This window comes from Mycolicibacterium agri, assembly GCF_002553505.1.
Classification (GTDB): Bacteria; Actinomycetota; Actinomycetes; order Mycobacteriales; family Mycobacteriaceae; genus Mycobacterium; species Mycobacterium agri.
In genome coordinates this window covers 32,314-46,246 of record NZ_PDCP01000002.1, presented here as the reverse complement: position 1 = coordinate 46,246, position 13,933 = coordinate 32,314, and the positions used below count along the sequence as shown (strand labels likewise).

Annotated in this window: 15 protein-coding genes, 1 pseudogene and 2 riboswitches; of the genes and pseudogenes, 9 read left to right on the top strand and 7 right to left on the bottom strand. The window is 67.5% G+C overall.

All coding sequences use genetic code 11. The annotated features are described in order from the left end of the window. Window positions 1-73: 73 nt before the first annotated feature. From CQY20_RS01355 to deoC, 6 genes are all read left to right on the top strand, one after another. Entirely contained in the window at window positions 74-1,387 is a 1,314-nt protein-coding gene (locus CQY20_RS01355; RefSeq protein ID WP_097938012.1) for a DUF445 domain-containing protein, read from the top strand. A 92-nt stretch (window positions 1,388-1,479) separates the two neighbouring features. Beyond that, a complete protein-coding gene (locus CQY20_RS01350) occupies window positions 1,480-1,896 on the top strand; it encodes a helix-turn-helix domain-containing protein (protein ID WP_097937859.1) in 417 nt (138 codons plus the stop codon). A 65-nt stretch (window positions 1,897-1,961) separates the two neighbouring features. Then, on the top strand, window positions 1,962-2,585 hold the full coding sequence (locus CQY20_RS01345) for a heparin-binding hemagglutinin (protein ID WP_097937858.1): 624 nt from the start codon (window positions 1,962-1,964) through the stop codon (window positions 2,583-2,585). 38 nt (window positions 2,586-2,623) lie between these two features. After that, window positions 2,624-2,908, top strand: a complete 285-nt coding sequence (locus CQY20_RS01340; RefSeq protein WP_097937857.1) for a DUF2516 family protein — start codon at window positions 2,624-2,626, stop codon at window positions 2,906-2,908. A gap of 4 nt (window positions 2,909-2,912) precedes the next feature. Further along, on the top strand, window positions 2,913-3,326 hold the full coding sequence (locus CQY20_RS01335; protein WP_097937856.1) for a DUF2599 domain-containing protein: 414 nt from the start codon (window positions 2,913-2,915) through the stop codon (window positions 3,324-3,326). After that, window positions 3,326-4,012, top strand: coding sequence for a deoxyribose-phosphate aldolase (gene deoC, locus CQY20_RS01330; protein ID WP_097937855.1), 687 nt, complete (start codon window positions 3,326-3,328; stop codon window positions 4,010-4,012). The genes CQY20_RS01335 and deoC overlap by 1 nt, the downstream gene beginning before the upstream one ends. A gap of 151 nt (window positions 4,013-4,163) precedes the next feature. Here the strand turns inward: deoC and CQY20_RS01325 are convergent, their stop codons facing one another. From CQY20_RS01325 to speB, 3 genes are read right to left on the bottom strand one after another with little or no spacing between them, the layout of a single operon-like run. After that, a complete protein-coding gene (locus CQY20_RS01325) occupies window positions 4,164-5,060 on the bottom strand; it encodes an LmeA family phospholipid-binding protein (protein WP_097937854.1) in 897 nt (298 codons plus the stop codon). Further along, the gene (locus tag CQY20_RS01320; RefSeq protein WP_097937853.1) at window positions 5,057-5,872 is read right to left on the bottom strand and encodes a carbon-nitrogen hydrolase family protein; all 816 of its coding nucleotides are present in this window, start codon (window positions 5,870-5,872) and stop codon (window positions 5,057-5,059) included. The genes CQY20_RS01325 and CQY20_RS01320 overlap by 4 nt, the downstream gene beginning before the upstream one ends. Before the next feature lie 16 nt (window positions 5,873-5,888). Beyond that, a complete protein-coding gene (gene speB, locus CQY20_RS01315; RefSeq protein ID WP_097937852.1) occupies window positions 5,889-7,043 on the bottom strand; it encodes an agmatinase in 1,155 nt (384 codons plus the stop codon). A 10-nt stretch (window positions 7,044-7,053) separates the two neighbouring features. Next, window positions 7,054-7,121, bottom strand: a riboswitch (guanidine-III (ykkC-III) riboswitch). A gap of 113 nt (window positions 7,122-7,234) precedes the next feature. After that, a riboswitch (guanidine-I (ykkC/yxkD leader) is annotated at window positions 7,235-7,342 on the top strand. 25 nt (window positions 7,343-7,367) lie between these two features. Between speB and CQY20_RS36065 the strand changes: the two are divergent. Continuing rightward, window positions 7,368-8,913, top strand: a pseudogene (locus CQY20_RS36065) (high affinity choline transporter 1). On the opposite strand, the gene CQY20_RS01305 reads toward CQY20_RS36065, so the two are convergent. Genes CQY20_RS01305 through CQY20_RS01295 form a run of 3 tightly spaced genes read right to left on the bottom strand, consistent with a single transcriptional unit; the run spans window position 8,873 to window position 10,699 of the window. Then, window positions 8,873-9,649, bottom strand: coding sequence for a class I SAM-dependent methyltransferase (locus CQY20_RS01305; protein ID WP_097937851.1), 777 nt, complete (start codon window positions 9,647-9,649; stop codon window positions 8,873-8,875). The pseudogene CQY20_RS36065 and the gene CQY20_RS01305 overlap by 41 nt on opposite strands. 4 nt (window positions 9,650-9,653) lie before the next feature. Continuing rightward, window positions 9,654-10,169, bottom strand: a complete 516-nt coding sequence (locus tag CQY20_RS01300) for a DUF2505 domain-containing protein (RefSeq protein WP_163700918.1) — start codon at window positions 10,167-10,169, stop codon at window positions 9,654-9,656. Window positions 10,170-10,189: 20 nt separating this feature from the next. Beyond that, entirely contained in the window at window positions 10,190-10,699 is a 510-nt protein-coding gene (locus CQY20_RS01295) for a DUF2505 domain-containing protein (RefSeq protein ID WP_097937849.1), read from the bottom strand. 26 nt (window positions 10,700-10,725) lie between these two features. Between CQY20_RS01295 and CQY20_RS01290 the strand changes: the two genes are divergently transcribed. Beyond that, on the top strand, window positions 10,726-11,787 hold the full coding sequence (locus CQY20_RS01290) for a UDP-N-acetylmuramate dehydrogenase (RefSeq protein WP_097937848.1): 1,062 nt from the start codon (window positions 10,726-10,728) through the stop codon (window positions 11,785-11,787). A 54-nt stretch (window positions 11,788-11,841) separates the two neighbouring features. Then, window positions 11,842-13,104 carry a L,D-transpeptidase gene (locus tag CQY20_RS01285; protein ID WP_097937847.1) on the top strand — a complete coding sequence of 421 codons (1,263 nt, stop codon included), beginning with the start codon at window positions 11,842-11,844 and terminating at the stop codon, window positions 13,102-13,104. On the opposite strand, the gene CQY20_RS01280 is transcribed toward CQY20_RS01285, so the two are convergent. Continuing rightward, the gene (locus CQY20_RS01280) at window positions 13,101-13,853 is read right to left on the bottom strand and encodes an SDR family oxidoreductase (RefSeq protein ID WP_097937846.1); all 753 of its coding nucleotides are present in this window, start codon (window positions 13,851-13,853) and stop codon (window positions 13,101-13,103) included. The two genes, CQY20_RS01285 and CQY20_RS01280, sit on opposite strands and share 4 nt — an antisense overlap. Window positions 13,854-13,933: the final 80 nt, after the last annotated feature.

Here is a 13,933-nt window from a genome sequence, read left to right as displayed (position 1 = left end):
GGTCCGGTTGACACTCCGTCGGGTAGCGGATGATGGAGGGGTGGCACACAGACTCGACGCCGGCGGCCGCCCGATGCGGGCACTTCCGGCGTCACCGGCGCCGCGGCCAAGCTTCGCGGAGTCGCTAGCCGGCGCCGACACCGCCGCCGACGCCGAGCGCCGCCGCGGCCTGCGCCGAATGAAGCTCGTCGCGCTCGGGTTCCTGATTGGGGCCACGGTCCTGTTTCTGTTCTGCCGGTGGGCCGAGGCCAACGGCGCGGGCGCATGGGCCGGCTACGTCGCCGCCGCCTCGGAGGCCGGGATGGTCGGCGCGCTGGCCGACTGGTTCGCGGTCACCGCCCTGTTCAAGCACCCGCTGCGCATCCCGATCCCCCACACCGCGATCATCAAACGTAAGAAGGACCAGCTCGGCGAGGGTCTGGGCACGTTCGTCCGCGAGAACTTCATGTCGCCGGAGGTCATCGAGACCAAACTGCGCGACGCCGAGGTCGCGGGTCGGCTCGGCAAGTGGATGTCGGAGCCCGCGCACGCCGCGCGTGTGGCGGCGGAAGCGTCGACGGTGTTGCGCGTCGGCGTCGAGTTGCTGCGCGACGAGGACGTCCAGCACGTGCTGGACCGCATGATCGTCAAACGACTGGCCGAGCCGCTGTGGGGTCCGCCGGTGGGCCGGGTGCTGGCCACACTGCTGGCCGAGAACCGGCAGGAAGCGCTGATCCAGCTGCTGGCCGATCGGGCCTTCCAGTGGTCGCTGAACGCGGGCGACATCATCGAGCGGGTGGTCGAACGGGACTCGCCGACCTGGTCGCCGCGCTGGGTGGACCACCTCGTCGGCGACCGCATCCACCGCGAGTTGATGGACTTCACCGACAAGGTGCGCCGCAACCCCGACCACGAGCTGCGACGGTCGGCGACCAAGTTCCTGTTCGACTTCGCCGACGACCTGCAGCACGACGAGGCGACCATCGAACGGGCCGAGCGGGTCAAGGAACAGCTGATGGGCCGCGACGAGGTGACCCGCGCCGCCGAGACCGCGTGGAACACGCTCAAGCGCCTCATCCTGGAGTCGGTCGACGACCCGTCGTCGGCCCTGCGCACCCGGATTGCGGATTCCGTCGTGCACATCGGCGAATCCCTGCGCGACGACGTTGACCTGCGCGACAAGGTCGACAACTGGATCATCCGGGGCGCGCAGCATCTGGTCGGCCAGTATGGGGCGGAAATCACAACGATCATCACCGACACCATCGAGCGGTGGGACGCCGACGAGGCCAGTCGGCGCATCGAACTCCACGTCGGCCGTGACCTGCAATTCATCCGGATCAACGGCACCGTCGTCGGCGCCCTGGCGGGCCTGACCATCTATTCGATAGCCCAGCTACTCTTCTGACCTGCGCTAACTAGTGCTTGCAAAAGTTAGCACCCCGTCGTACCGTTGGCGGTGTCGTAGCCGCATACCCAACGCATTGGAGGGGGTACCCCATGTCGCAGGACGAGAAGCTCGTCGATGTGGTCTCCAACGCTGCGCAGGACATCGGGAGCTTCATCCGATCGCAACGTGAAGCTGCTCAGGTATCGGTGCGGCAGCTGGCCGAGAAGGCCGGGGTGAGCAATCCGTACCTCAGCCAGATCGAGAGGGGATTGCGTAAACCATCCGCCGATGTGCTGAACCAGATCGCCAAGGCGCTGCGGGTCTCAGCGGAAGTCCTCTACATCAGGGCCGGGATCCTCGAGCCCAGCGAGACCAACCAGGTCCGCGACGCCATCATCACCGACTCGGCGATCACCGAGCGGCAGAAGCAGGTGCTGCTCGACATCTACACATCGTTTTGCGAACAGAACGAAGCCGCCCTTGCCCAGGAAGGCAAGCCGATGGACGAGGAGACGGCGACTGAATAAAAGCAAGACGAACCAATATTCAGCACAACACCGACGACCAACCGAATTAGGAAGGATTTTCTGACATGGCGAAAAAGACTGCCAAGGCCACCACCCAACCGACCGTTGACGATCTGAAGGCTCCGCTGCTGGCCGCCGTCGGCGCCGCCGACCTGGCCCTCGAGCGAGTCAACGAGATCGTCGCGACTCTGCGCGAGCGTGCCGGCGAGGCTCGCACCGACGCCAACACCCGCGTCGAGGAGAGCCGCGCGCGCCTGAACAAGCTGCAGGAGGATCTGCCCACCCAGTTCGGTGACCTCCGCGATCGGCTGAGCTCCGAAGAGCTTCGCAAGTTCGCTGAGAGCTACGCCGAGGCCGCGCAGAGCACCTACAACAAGCTCGTCGAGCGTGGCGAGGCCGCTTTGGAGCGGCTGCGCACCCAGCCTGCCCTCGAAGAGGCCGCCGGCCGTGTCGAGACCTACACCGACCAGGCCGTCGAGCTCACCCAGGAGGCGCTGGGCAACGTCGCTTCGCAGACCCGCGCCGTCGGCGAGCGTGCCGCCAAGCTGGTCGGCGTTGAGCTGCCCAAGAAGGCGCAGAAGTCCGCGGCCCCGGTGAAGGAGACCGCTAAGAAGGCGCCCGCCAAGAAGGCTCCGGCCAAGAAGGCGCCTGCGAAGAAGGCCCCGGCCAAGAAGGTCACTCAGAAGTAAATTCGACGCACACGGTGGCGCCCGTTTAGGCTGGTGAGGTGATACTTGCCGACCTAGCGGGCGTCATTGTTTTGGTCCTCGTCGTTGCTGCATTCGCCGTGGCCGTTTACGCCTTCGTTCATGCAGCAATGCAGCGCCCCGATGCCTACACCGCAGCAGGCAAGCTCACCAAGCCGGTGTGGCTGCTGATCATCGGCGGCAGCCTGCTGCTGTTGCTGGTGTTCCGCGACCCGTTCGGCGCGGCCATCGCGGCCGTCGCCTCGGGCATCTACCTGGTCGATGTCCGTCCCAAGCTCCTCGACATTCAGGGAAAGTCCCGCTAGCCGCATGCGCCGCGTTCTCGCCGCCACCGCGGCGGCCATGATCGCTGCCCTCGCGACGCCGGTCGTCGCGGCGGCCGACACCACGGTGCCCGGCCCTCCGTATGTGGCGCACGCCGAGTGGGCGAAGTGGGGCGACCTGTCGAGCCTGCGGGTTTACCCGACCGACTCCGCACGCGCCGCGTCGACGCAGCCGGGCACCACCGCGCAGGCCGATCAGATGTGGGCCGAAGTGCTGACCGTTTCACCCGACGCCGACATCGCCGGAATGCGTGAGCAATTCATGTGCCATTGGCATTACGCCGAACTGGCCTATCCCGGCAAGGAGAGCTGGAACCTCGAACCGTGGCGACCCGAGGTCTCCTGGGACGAGATGCTGGCGTCGCATTGCAATCCCGGCGGCACGGAAGAACCGTTCTAGTGGCTTCCGGTCGAAAGGCGAACAGACGCGACGTGGCCGCTGTCGTCGACCACACGCTGCTCAAACCTGAAGCGACACAAGACGATGTCGTGAAGTTGGTGGCCGAGGCCGCCGAACTTCGGGTGTACGCGGTGTGCGTGTCTCCGTCGATGGTGCCCGTCGCGGCGTCGGCGGCGCCATCGGGTTTACACATCGCCTCCGTGGCGGGATTCCCGTCAGGAAAACATCTTTCGGAGATCAAGGCCGCCGAGGCTGAGCGGGCGGTGGCCGCGGGCGCCGACGAGATCGACATGGTCATCGACGTCGGCGCAGCGCTCGCCGGTGAATGGGACGCTGTGCAAGCCGATGTCGAAGCGGTGCGGGCCGCGGTTGGTGATTCGGTGCTCAAGGTGATCGTGGAATCGGCTGCGCTGCTCGAGTTTGGCGGCTGGCCGCTCCTGGTCGACGTGTGCCGGGTGGCCGCCGCCGCGGGTGCCGATTTCGTCAAGACCTCCACCGGTTTTCATCCCAGCGGTGGGGCCTCGGCGCGGGCCGTCGAGCTGATGGTCGGCGCTGTCGGCCCCGACGTCGCGGTCAAGGCCAGCGGCGGCATCCGCACCGCCGCCGATGCGCTCGCCATGCTCGGTGCGGGCGCTGCGCGGCTCGGCCTGTCCGGCACGCGCGCGGTGCTCGACGGGCTCGGCTGACGCCCACGAATACCACCCCACAGCTCCCAGCCCCCGCCGAGCTCCCGCGCCGAGCTCCCGCACCGAGCTCCCGCGCCGAGATCGACGAAATGGCGAGAACCACTCGCACTTTCCCGCCCAAATGTCGGTTTGGGCGTAGAGGAGCGCCCGGTTAGAGGTTGGCGAAGCAGGGGTCGGTTTCGCCGGCGGGGATCGAGGCGTTGCGGGTGGAGAAGCGCGCGCTCACACCGGTATCGCTGACCTGCACGTCGTCGGCCTTGATGCCGAGCGGATAGCCCTTGGTCAGCTGCGCGGAGAACGCGTCCAGCGCCGGCTGCACCATCTCCCGCGGAAGCGTGAAGCCCAGCCCCTCCAAATTGACCATCTGCAAGGCGATTCCGTCGTCCTGGACCACGGGTTTGGTGGTCACGCTGCTGCCCAGCGCAGCCTCGAGTTCGATGGTGCCGTCCGACGGGTTCGTCTTCACGTCGGTGACGAGACTGCCCAGCACCGGGATCGCGTTCTGCACGGTCTGCTTGATGCCTTCGGAGGTCCACGTAATCGTCGCGTCGAGGGCGCCGATCGTGCCCTTCGAATCGCCGGTGCTGTGCAGCCGGACGTCGTCGATCTCGATCTGGGCCTTCATGCCCTTGGCGTCGCGGATCTGGTTGCCCGCAGTCTCGATCGAGATGTTGCCGTAGTGGCCGGTCATGTGCTGCAGCAGAAACGGCGACGGCCCGAACGACACCGTGACGTCGTCCTGCACCACGCACTCGGTCGCCGCGGCCACCACGTCATCGGCGCGGCTACGCGCATACAGCTCTGCGCCCAGCAGCCCGGCCGCGACCAGCGCGACGATGATGACGACCACCAGGACGATCGTCAGCGGATCGCGGAAGAGGTTCTTGATCTTCACAAGCGGCGAGGAGTCCTTCTGCGCGGGCCCGGCCTGCGGCGGGGGAGCCGATTGGGGAGGCGGACCCTGCGGAAACTGCGGTGGCGGAGGCGGTGGCGGCGGAGCCGAGCCCGGTGCGGGCTGGTCGGCCGGGCGAGCCCAGGGATCGGTCACCCCCGCGATTCTGCCCTATCCGCGTCGACGAGCGCGGGCCGGTTACGCAGCACCGCGATCGTGTCTCTGACCCGCTGCACCTCGTCGGTGTCGACGTCGGTGACGATCAGATCCGGGTCCGCGCCCGCCTGCGTGACCACTTCGCCGAACGGCGACGCCACGATGCTGCCGCCCACACCCGTCGGCCCGACCTTGGCGATCTCGTCGCCGGGATAGGCCTGCCCGACGGCCGCGACGAAGCTGCCGGTGTCCAGGGCGCGGGCGCGCGCCAGCAGCGTCCACTGCTCGAGCTTGCCCGGCCCGGTGCCCCACGACGCATGCACGGTGAGCAGATCGGCGCCGCGGCGCGCCAACTCAACGTACAGCTCGGGGAAGCGGATGTCGTAGCACAGGGACAGCCCCACGCCGACGCCGTCGACGGTGATCACCACCGGCTCGTGGCCCGGGGCGACGGTGCGCGACTCGGCGAACCCGAACGCGTCGTAGAGGTAGATCTTGTCGTAGTGCGCATCGACTCCCGGTCCGGCCGCGACCAGCGTGTTGGTGACGCGGCCGTCGTCGCTCGGCACGAACATCCCGGCGACGACGGTCACGCCCGCGTCGTCCGCGATGCGGCGCACCCCGTCGGCCCACGGCCCGTCCAGCGGTTCGGCGACGGCGGCCAGCGGCACCCCGAAGCGGCACATCGTCGCCTCTGGGAACAGCACCAGCCGGGCACCCGCGTCGGCGGCGCGGCGCGTGTACTCCTCGACCAGTTTCAGGTTGGCTGCGGGTTCGGTGCCTGCCTGGATCTGCGCCAACGCGATTCGCATGACCCCAGCCTAGGGGTCACGGCCCCCAGGCGTGCCGGTCCGCGCTGGCCTTCTTGTTGCCCAGCTTGCCCGACCGCACCTGGGTGGCCAGGCTGTCGAGGATCACCCGCGAGCTCAGCAACGCGGTCTGCTCGGCCCAGTCATACGGCGGGGAGCACTCCACCACCTCGATGCCTGCCAATCCCGGCTCGGACACCATGCGGACCAGGTTGAGCGCCTCGCGCGGCAGCAGCCCGCCCGGCTCCGGCCAACCGGTGCCCGGCACGAAACCCGCATCGATCACGTCGATGTCGAACGACAGGTACACGGCCTTGGCGTCCTTCCACGCGACCTCGAGCGCCATTTCAGCGATCTTCTCGACGCCGACGCGTTCGACGTCGCCGACGGTGATGACCGTCGACTGGCGTTCGCGGCCCACCTTGACGCCCGCCCGCGGTGCCTGCCAGCCGCCGATGCCGATCTGCACCAGGTTGGTCGCGGGCGCATTCTTGATGTTGGTGGCGTGAAACCAGGGCGTGGTGTGCATCCGCTCGTCGAGATCGGACTCCTGGGTGTCGACGTGGCGGTCGAAGTGGATGATGCCGATGTTGCCGTCCAGATACGGCGCCATCCCGCGGATCGTCGGGAAGCCGATCGAATGGTCGCCGCCGAGCACGACAGGCATCACGCCCTTCTGCACGACGTGCGCCATCGCCTGACTGATCTGGTCGAAGGACTTCTCCAGGTTGCCGGGGATGGTGAACACGTCGCCGATGTCGACCATGTTCAACTGCTCGCGCAGATCGACACCGAGCTCGTAGTTGTAGGTGCCAAACAGGTTGGTGGAGCGGCGAATTCCCTGCGGGCCGAACCGGGTGCCCGGCCGGTAGGTGGCCCCAGCGTCGAGCGGAACACCGAAGATCGCCACCTCGGCGTCGTCGACCTTGCTGACGTCCTCGACGAACGGGCACTTCAAGAACGTTCCGCGCTCGCCTGCGAAATGCGGCAGCTCGCCGCGCACGAACGTGGAGATGCGCCGGTCGTTGATCGTCGGCGCCGCTTCCAAACCGAAGGTCAGGCAGCGTTCGATCTCTTCGCGTTCGCGGCGATCGGGCAGTTCGGCTTCGGCCTGTTGCGCCCATGCGCCTTCGCGGTTGGGTGGTTCGGAATTTGCGGAATTGCCATCGGCCATGGTGACTCCTCGAGCGCCGTCTTGTCGCAGGCCGGGTACGACGCACCTCGTCCGGGGAGCCGGTTGAGCGGCTCCTGGCTCCTTATCTTGGCAGCGATCCGTGGCCGCGCCACTCGAAATGCAACGAGCCGTTAACACGGCGCGTTCATCGGCGTAACGGCGCGGAGTTTTTCTGATCGAGACTCACACGGGTGAGGCGCGTCTAGGGTTCCGCCGATTCGTCGGGTTTGGTCCGAGAGACGCAGGCGGTTCGGCGATGACGCCGCGCCGTTCCACGGCGGGATAAAAGCCCGGGAGACTCCACGGCTCGCAAGGAGGCTCCTCATGGTTCTCGTCGGCGTCGGCATCAGCATCGCGCTAGTCGTACTCGTCGGCTTCCTGGTGTCGAAGCGAATAGCCGGCGACAGCGCGAACTTCCTTGTGGGTGGGCGCTTGTTGCCGCTGATCCTGGTCGGCGGCGCGCTGATGGGTTCGGCGGTGGACACCAACGCCACCCTCGGCAACACCGACCTGGCATCGGAATTCGGCTTCTGGGCCGGCGCCTGCCTTCCGCTGGGCCTGGCGCTGTGCCTGTTTCTGACCGGTCTGTTCGTCGCCAAGCCGATGAACCGGATGGGCCTGACGTCGTTCCCGGACTACTACCGGCTGCGCTTCGGCCGTCCCGTCGAGGCCGTCGCATCGCTGATGCTCATCGTCGGCTTCTGTCTTCTGGTGGCGGGCAACCTGGTCGCGGGCGGCTTTCTGTTCAACTACTTCGTGGGCATCCCGTACTGGCTGGGCACCGTCATCATCGCCGTCCTTGCGGTCGCCTACACCGGCACCGGCGGGCTGATCGCCGACGCGTACACCGCGATCATCCAGATGTCGATGGTGTTCCTCGGCGCCATCGGCCTGCTGATCTGGATGGCTGCCGCACACGGCATTTCGATCGCCGACGGCATGGGCCCGCTGGACTTCGGCCAGATGACCGATTCCGCGCAGGGCGCCACCATCAACTGGGCGACGCTGATCGCGCTGGGCATCGGCGACATCGTGGCGATCGACTTCATGCAGCGGATCTTCGCGGCCAAGTCGCCCCGAAACCGCGCGCCGCGCCTGCTTCAGCGCCGCGACCGGCGTGGTCGCGATCTGTGTGCCGTTCGGCCTTGTGATCCTGGCCGCGAAGGCGTTCATGCCCGAAGAGCTGGACGGCCCAATCCTTTTCGTGTTGCTGGACCGCTACGCACCGCTGTTTCTGACCATCATGGTGTTGTGCGGCCTGGTCGGCGCGTCGATGAGCACCGCCAATGGCGCGATCCTGGCGATCTCCAACGTGTCGGTGCGCAACCTCGGCGGCGTGCGACGGGTGCACGTTCCGGGCCAGCGCGACCCGCTGCTGTGGTCGACGCGCATCGCGATGGTGCCGGTCACCGTGCTGGCGATCTTCATCGCTATCTACGTCAAGCAGACCGGCATCCTGCTGACGCTCGCGTTCGACCTGCTGCTGGCCTGCCTCGTGGTGCCGTTCCTGCTCGGGCTGGTGTGGCGAAAGGGCTCGGCCACAGCGGCTTTGGCGTCAATTGTCGTTGGCCTGACGGTCCGCCTCGTGCTGTTCGCGATGACGCCGACGATGTACGGCCTCGACAACACGATCTTCTACATCCCCAACGGGGTCATCGACGCGTCGTTCGACGGCTGGCCGACGTTCATCGCGTTCGCCGCGTCGTTGGCCACGTACGTGGTCGTTGCGCTCGTGACACCGCCCGCTCCGATCCGCGGGTTGGACATCCGGCTGGCCGACGACGTCGACGACGCGCTGGCCGCGGCCGAACAGGCCGAGCCGGAGCCGGTCAAAGCGGCTGCGGGGCAACCGTTGCCCACGGCACCGTAAGCACGCCGTCGCGCATCCGCCGACGCGGAGGCTCGACAGGAACACCGCTGTCGCGCAGCAGGTTCAGCATCGCCCGCCATCGTTCGCGTGGACCGAACACACCGTGGCCGGCGACGCTGGCCCACGCGCGGTCGGCGGCGTTCAGCAGCGTGTTGATTGGTCGGCCCGAAACATTGTGGTGAATCAAGACTTTCGGAAGCCGTTCGGCGAGATTGGATGGGCGTTCGATCGCGAACGGGTCGCACGCCAGGGTCAGGCTGATCGGCCCCTGGCTGTCGAGCAGGACCCAGCAGCACCGCCTGCCGAGTTCGTCGCAGGTACCGTCGACGACGAGGCCGCCCGGCGCCAGCCGGGACCGCATCAGCGTCCACGCGGCGGCGACGGCGTCTTCCGGATACTGCCGCAGCACGTTGAACGCCCGCACCAGCACCGGCCTGTGACCGGCCAATTCGAAGCCGCCCAAAGCGAATTCGATGTTGTCGCGCTTGGTGGCCTGCGCGGTCCGCACACGCTCGGGGTCGATCTCCAACCCGATCACCCGGACGTCGAACCGGACCGTGCGCAGCCGGCTGGCCAACTCCAGGGTGGTCACCGGCAGCGCGCCGTAGCCGAGGTCGACGACCAGCGGGTCGGCCGCCGACTGCAGCGCGGTGCGGACCCGCGGCGAATGCACCAGCCAACGGTCGCAGCGCCGCAGCCGATTGTGCCCCGTGGTGCCCCGGGTAGGCTGGCCCAACGGCCTAGTGGTGCTTGGCAATCCAGTCAGCGGTGAACGCCTCCTCGGCGTCGAAGAGTTGTCGGATGTGGTGCAGGATCAGGTCCTCGAGGACGCCACCGATGAGTGGGATGAACACCTTGCACACGCTGGCCAGCCGCAATTGGCTGCCGCCGTCGGTCTCGGTCAACAGGTATCTGCCGCCGAAGTGGCCCGGCCCATGCGGAACGCTGGCCCGATAGCTGCCCTGGGCACGCCCGCCCGCATGGTCGAACGGATCGAAATGCTGTTCGCGCGTGATGATCATGTCGACGGGCATCACGCTGCGCGCGATCGGGGGCAGATACATGCGCGGCAGGTTCTGCTTGAACACGATGTCGGTGCCCGACGCGTCGGACGTGAACTGCGTGATCTCCGACTGGGGAGTGAGGAAGCGGTAGGCGTCCATCAGGGTTTCCCAGTATTCGCGGCTGGTGAAGTCCTGATAGATCTTTCCGGCCGGTGCCTCGAAGGACAGCTGGTAATCCATCCTCCGAGCCATACCACCAGGTTAGCGGGCGGTTACCGGTTCTGATTGATCCACGCCGAGGTGAAACGCTGTTCGGCGATCAGCAATTCGACGAGCAGCTTGCCGATGAAGTTCTCGATCTTGCCGCCCACGAGTGGGATTCGTACCTCGACGGAGGCGTTGAACGTCAGCCGCGAGCCGCCGTTCTCACCGTCGGCCAGCACCGCCGTGCCTGTCACCGAAACGGGCGCACCGGAAATCGAACCGGTCACTGTCGCGGTGGCCGTGCCGTCGCGGACCGGGCTCCAGGTCTCCTCGCGCACGATCGAGAGGTCACCGGGATGGAACTGGGTCACCAGGCCCGGCAGCCGGTCGCGGCGAAGCACCTGCGTGGTAACCACGTCGACGCCGCCGTCGGCGCTGATTTCCATCGTGTCCAGCGCCGCCGAGTCGGCGCCGGAATCGGCCAACCGCTCGAGCCAGTACCCGCGGTCGCTGAATGCGCGGTGCACCTGTTCGACGGTGCCGTCGTACTCGGCGGCCATGTCGAATGAGCGGGGCACAGTTGGCCAGGCTACCGTTACGGGCCGTGGTCAGTTCGCTGGTAGGGGGTGTCGCGGTCGCCGAACAGGTGCCGCTGGCGCCGCTGACCACGCTGCGGGTCGGGCCGGTGGCCCGCAGGCTGATCACCTGCGAGACCACCGAGCAGATCGTGTCGGTCATCGGCGCGCTGCGCGACGAGCCAGGCCCGCGTCCGCTGGTGCTGGCCGGCGGCTCCAACGTGGTGCTGGCCGACGACCTGCCCGACCTGACCGTGGTGCGGCTGGCCAACAGCGCCATCTCGGTCGACGGCAACATCCTGCGCGCCGAGGCGGGCGCGACTTGGGACGACGTGGTGCTCACCGCGCTGCAGCACCGCCTCGGCGGCCTTGAGTGCCTCTCCGGTATCCCCGGTTCGGCGGGCGCGACGCCTGTGCAGAACGTCGGCGCTTACGGAGCCGAGGTTTCCGACACGATTCGCCGGGTGCGGCTGCTCGACCGCGCCACCGGCTCAGACCGCTGGGTCGATGGCAGCGAACTCAAATTCGGTTACCGGACAAGTATTCTCAAGCACTCCGATGCCGAGATCGTGCTGGAGGTGGAGTTCGCGCTGGCCGCCGACGGGCGCAGCGCGCCGCTGCGCTACGGCGAGCTGACCGCGGCGCTGGGCGCAAAGCCGGGCGATCGCGCCGAGCCCGCGGCCGTGCGGGACGCGGTGCTGGCGCTGCGCAGGCGCAAGGGCATGGTGCTCGACGACGCCGATCACGACACCTGGAGCGTCGGCTCGTTCTTCACCAATCCGGTCGTCTCACCTGCGGAGTTCGACCGGATTCAGCGGCTCTCCGAGGCGCCTGTGCCCAACTATCCGGCGCCGGGCGGGGTGAAGCTGGCGGCGGGCTGGCTGGTCGAGCAGGCGGGGTTTCACAAGGGCTATCCGGGCGATGCGGCGCCCGCCCGGCTCTCCACCAAGCACGCCTTGGCCCTGACCAACCGGGGAGCGGCCACCGCCGCGGACATATTCGCCCTGGCCAGGGAGGTCCGCGACGGCGTGAAATCGGCGTTCGGGATCGAACTCACACCCGAGCCATGCCTGGTTGGGGCCGCGCTCTAGGTATCTTTGGAATACGTGACCTCCGGCCCGCCCTCGCAACCGCAGCCGCCCCGTATGAACAGGCGGCGCGCCCTTGCCGCGCTCGCGGTCGGGGTGGTGGCCCCCGGCGCACTGGCGGCCTGCGCGGGCAGGTCGAACTCGCCGTCCGAGGCCGACGAGGCGCCGCCTGCGCCGTCGCTGACATTCACCCCGGCAAAGGACACCACCGGCGTGCTGCCGAATGAGCCGATCCGCGTCGAGGTGCGCGACGTCTGGTTCCAGCGGGTTGCGCTGACCAATCCGGACGGCAAGGTGGTCGCAGGCGCTCTCAACCGCGACCGCACCGTATTCAGCATCACCGAGCCGCTGGGTTACGGCGTCGACTACAGCTGGTCGGGTTCGGTGGTCGGCCGCGACGGGAAGGCCGTCCCGGTCGAGGGAACGTTCTCCACGGTCAATCCGTCCACTCAGGTCAACGGGCAGTTTCAGCTGGCCGATGGCCAGGTCGTCGGCATCGCGGCGCCGATCATCATCCAGTTCGACGCCGCCATCCCCGACGAGGCGCGCGCCACCGTCGAGAAGGCGCTCGAGGTGACCACCGACCCGCCGGTCGAGGGCAGCTGGGCGTGGCTGCCCGACGAGGTGGGCGGATCGCGGGTGCACTACCGCACCAAGGAGTACTACCCGCCCGGCACCAAGGTGAACGTCGACGCGAAGCTCTACGGCGTCAAATTCGGTGACGACGCCTATGGCGCGCAAGACATTTCGTTGAACTTTTCGATCGGGCGGCGCCAGATCGTCAAGGCGCCCGCGGAGTCGCACCGCATGCAGGTGATCACCGACGAGGGCGTCATCATGGACTTCCCGTGCAGTTACGGCGAAGGCGACCTGCCCCGCAACATCACCCGCAGCGGCATCCACGTCGTGACCGAGAAGTACGAAGACTTCTACATGACCAACCCGGCGGCGGGCTACAGCAACGTGCACGAACGCTTCGCCGTCCGCATCTCCAACAACGGCGAGTTCATCCACTGCAACCCGAACAGTATTGGTGCGCAGGGTAATACGAACGTCACCAACGGCTGCATCAACCTCAACCTGGAGAACGCTCAGCAGTACTTCAGCAGCGCCATGTACGGCGACCCGGTCGAGGTGACCGGAACGTCGATCCAGCTGTCCTACGCCGACGGCGACATCTGGGACTGGGCCGTGCCGTGGGAGGAATGGGTGGCGATGTCGGCGCTCTCGTCGCAGGAGCCGCCGCCCGAGCTGCCCAGCACCGCGCCGGCCACGCCGACGGGTGCGCCGCAGCCGGTCAACGAACAACCCGGCCGTTAGGTCCGTTTGCGATTGAACCGCGACGCGCCCGCCTGGTCGCGCGGCCGGATGATGATCTGGTCCAGGTTGACGTGCGACGGCCGCGACGCCACGAAGCCGATCACCTCGGCGACGTCGTCGGCCACCAGTGGCGTCAGCCCGCGATAGACGGCGTCGGCGCGTTCCTTGTCGCCTTCGAAACGGTGAAGCGAGAAATCGGTTTTCACCATTCCCGGTGCAATTTCGGTGAGCCGCACCGGCTTTCCCAGCAGTTCATAGCGAAGCGTGCGATGCAGCACGCTCTGGGCATGCTTGGCTGACGTGTAGCCGGATCCGTTCTCGTAGATCTCGATTGCGGCGTTTGATGTCACGGTGACGATCAGGCCGTCACCGGATGCGATGAGTTTGGGCAGCAGGGCGCGCGTCATCAGCAGCGTGCCAAGCACATTGGCTTCCCACATCCATCGCCATTGCTCGACGTCGGCTTGCGCCACCGGGGCCAAGCCGCGCGCGCCGCCGGCGTTGTTGATCAGGACGTCGACCCGATCCAGGCGCTCCGCCATCACCGACACCGCATCGGCGTCGGTGATGTCCGCGGTGATCGCGCTGCCGCCGATTTCGGCGGCCACCTCGTTGACGAGGTCTTCACGGCGCGCCACGCACACCACGTGGAAGCCCTGCGCGGCAAGGGTTCTCGCGGTAGCTGCGCCGATCCCCCCGCTGGCGCCGGTGACTACGGCGACGCGGCGTTCGGCATCGGGTGCTGTCATGCGACCAACTGTACGAGACGAGATGGAGTAGTGCGCTACTCGTGTGCGCCCGCCGCGGGCTGCGTTGACTTTTCGGTGTG